Raw genomic sequence first — 3,076 nt, forward strand, 5'->3', positions numbered from 1 at the left:
CGTCTCGGCGCGGTTGCGGCCGGCGACCGGGCTGCCCACGGTCACGTCGTCCTGGCGGCCGTACTTGGCCAGCAGCACCTGGAAGGCCGCCAGCAGCACCATGTACAGGCTCGCGGAGCCGTTCCTGGCCGCCTTCCGCAGCCCGGCGGCCACCGTCGCGCCCACCTCGAACGTCACGGTGTCGCCGCCGCCGGGCGGTCCCGCCGGGCGGCGGTGGTCGGTCGGCAGTTCCAGCGGTTCCACCCCGGCCAGCCGCTCCCGCCAGTACGCCAGTTGTCCGTCCAGCACCTCACCGGTGAGCCATTGCCGCTGCCACACGGCGAAGTCCGCGTACTGCACCGGCAGTTCCGTGCCCTCGGGCGGGGTGCCGGTCGTCGCCGCCCGGTAGCCCTCGCGCAGTTCGCGCGCCATGAGCGGTTCCGACCAGCCGTCGCAGGCGATGTGGTGCACCGTCAGCAGCAGGTGCGCCTCCTCGTCGGCCAGCCGCACCAGGTGCGCGCGCAGCAGCGGCCCCGCCGCCAGGTCGAACGGGCGGGCGGCCTCCGCCCGGGCGAAGCGCCGTGCCGCCTCCCGCCGTTCCCCGGGATCGGCGATGTGCCGCAGGTCGTGGACGGCCGTGCGTACCGGTGCCGGAGGATCGACGACCTGTGCCGGCTCCCCGTCCTCCCCGGCGACGTACCGCGTCCGCAGGATCTCGTGCCGCGCCAGCATGCGGGTCAGCGCCGCGTCGAGGGCGGCGGTGTCCAGCGGGCCGTCGACGCGCAGCGCGAAGGGTACGGCGTACTCCGCGCGTCCGGGCTCCAGTTGGTCGAGGAACCACAGCCGCTGCTGGGCGAAGCTCAGCGGCAGCGGCCCGCCGGTCCGGTCGGCCGGCACGATCCGACCGGCGCCGGCCACCGCGTCCGCCGCCGGTTCCGCGACGGCCGCGGCCAGCGCGGCCACGGTGGGTGCCGCGAACAGGGTCCGCACGGGCACCTCCACCCCGAGCGCGTCCCGCAGCCGTGACGTCACCTGGGTGGCGAGCAGGGAGTGGCCGCCGAGCTCGAAGAAGTTGTCGTCCACACCGGTGACCTCGGTGCCCAGCACCTGGGACCAGGCCGCCGCGATGGCGCGCTCGACCGGGGTACGGGGGGCCGGACCGCCGGCCGCGGACGCGCGGGGCTCGGGCGCGGGCAGCGCCCGCCGGTCCACCTTGCCGTTCGGGGTGAGCGGCAGCCGCTCCAGCGCCACGAACGCGGACGGCACCATGAAGTCGGGCAGTTCCCGGCGCAGCCGCCCGCGCAGGGCCTCGCTCGTCACGCGACCGCCCCCCGCCGGGACGACGTAGGCGACCAGCCGCCTGTCGCCGGGGGTGTCCTCGCGGACGACGACGGTGGCCGCGGCGACGTCGGGGCCGGCCAGCAGCACCGCCTCGATCTCCCCGGGCTCGATGCGGTGCCCGCGCAGCTTCACCTGCTCGTCCAGCCGGCCCAGGAACTCCAGTTGCCCGTCGGGCAGCCAGCGGACCCGGTCCCCGGTGCGGTAGACCCGGCGCGGGGTGCCGTCGACGTGGACGGTCACGAACCGCTGCGCCGTCTGGTCCGGCTGCCCCCGGTAGCCGCGGGCCAGCCCGGCCCCGCCGACGAGGAGTTCGCCCGGCACTCCGGTCGGCACCGGCCGGCCGTGCCGGTCCACGACGTACACGAAGGTGCCGCGCACCGGCCGGCCGATCGGTGGCACGGCCGTGCCGGGGACGACCTCCGCCGAGGTCGTCACCACCGTCGACTCGGTCGGTCCGTAGTTGTTGACGACGCGGAAGGGCAGGCGCAGCCCGGCCGGCAGGCGCAGTGCGTCCCCGCCGGTCAGCACGTACTCGAGGGAGGTGGGCTCCGACCAGTCGAGGGCCGCCAGCGCCTCCAGCACGGGTGTCGAGACGAAGGTGCCCGTGACGCGCTGCTCGGTGAGCCAGCGCTGGAGCAGCTCGGGCGTCAGCCGCACCGTGTCGTCCGGTACGCACACGGTGGCACCGGTCGCCAGCGCGGGCCACAGTTCCCAGGCCGACGCGTCGAACCCGACGCCCGCCAGCAACGCGACACGCCGTCCCGGGGCCCCGCCGAAGGTGTCGGCCGTCCAGCGGACCAGGCCGACCAGGCTGCGGTGCTCGATCTCGACGCCCTTGGGCCGGCCGGTGGAGCCGCTGGTGTAGATCACGTACGCCAGGTCGTCGGGGGCCGCGGCGGGCTCCGGGTCGTGCGCCGGCAGGCCGGCGAGGGACGGCCAGTCGCGGTCGGTGAGGAACCGGCCGGGCCCCTCGGGCAGCCGTGCGGCTCCGGCGCCGTCGGTGACGACGAGCGTGGCCCGCGCGTCCGCGACCATGTAGGCGAGCCGGTCGGTCGGGTGTTCCGGATCCAGCGGTACGTAGGCGGCGCCGGACTTGAGGATCGCGAGCAGTGCGGTGATCTGCTCGGGGCCGCGCTCCAGGCACACGGCGACCGCGGCCCCGGGACCGGCTCCGCGGGAACGCAGGTGCCGGGCGAGCCGGTTGGCCCGCGCGTTCAGCTCCCGGTAGGTCAGGTCCCCGCCGGCCGAGCGCACCGCGGTGGCGTCCGGTCGCAGGGCGGCGCACTCCTCGACGAGCCGGTGCACCGTCGCCGCGGCGCCGGCCTCGGCCCCGGTCTGCGCGGCGGCTTCCGTCCCGCTCCAGTCGGCCAGCACCCGGCGCCGCTCGGCACCGGTCAGCACCTCCAGCTCGGACAGCCGGCGCTCCGGGCCGGTGACGGCCGCGCGCAGCAGCGTGGTGAAGTGCCCGGCCAGCCGCTCGGCCGTGTCCGGTGCGAACAGGTCGAGGGCGAACACCAGCTCGCCGTCGAGCGCACCGTCGGGCCGCTCGGTGAGGAACAGGGTCAGGTCGAACTTGGCCTCCTCCGCACGGACCGCGAACGGCTCCACCACCGTTCCGGGCAGGCGCCAGGCGTGGCCGTCCGGGGTGTTCTGGAGCACGAACATCGTCTGGAACAGCGGATGGCGGGACAGGTCCCGGTCGGGGGCCAGTTCCTCCACCAGGCGTTCGAAGGGCAGGTCCTGGTGGTCGTAGGCA

At 75.9% G+C, this 3,076-nt stretch carries 1 protein-coding gene; it reads right to left on the bottom strand.

Annotated elements, in window-relative coordinates; translation table 11 throughout:
- Positions 1-3,076 (bottom strand): non-ribosomal peptide synthetase (locus tag LG395_RS40830; RefSeq protein WP_225814637.1); only part of this gene is annotated, 3,076 nt, incomplete at both ends.

The organism is Streptomyces spinosus (genome assembly GCF_020400655.1).
Lineage (GTDB): Bacteria > Actinomycetota > Actinomycetes > Streptomycetales > Streptomycetaceae > Streptomyces > Streptomyces argyrophylli.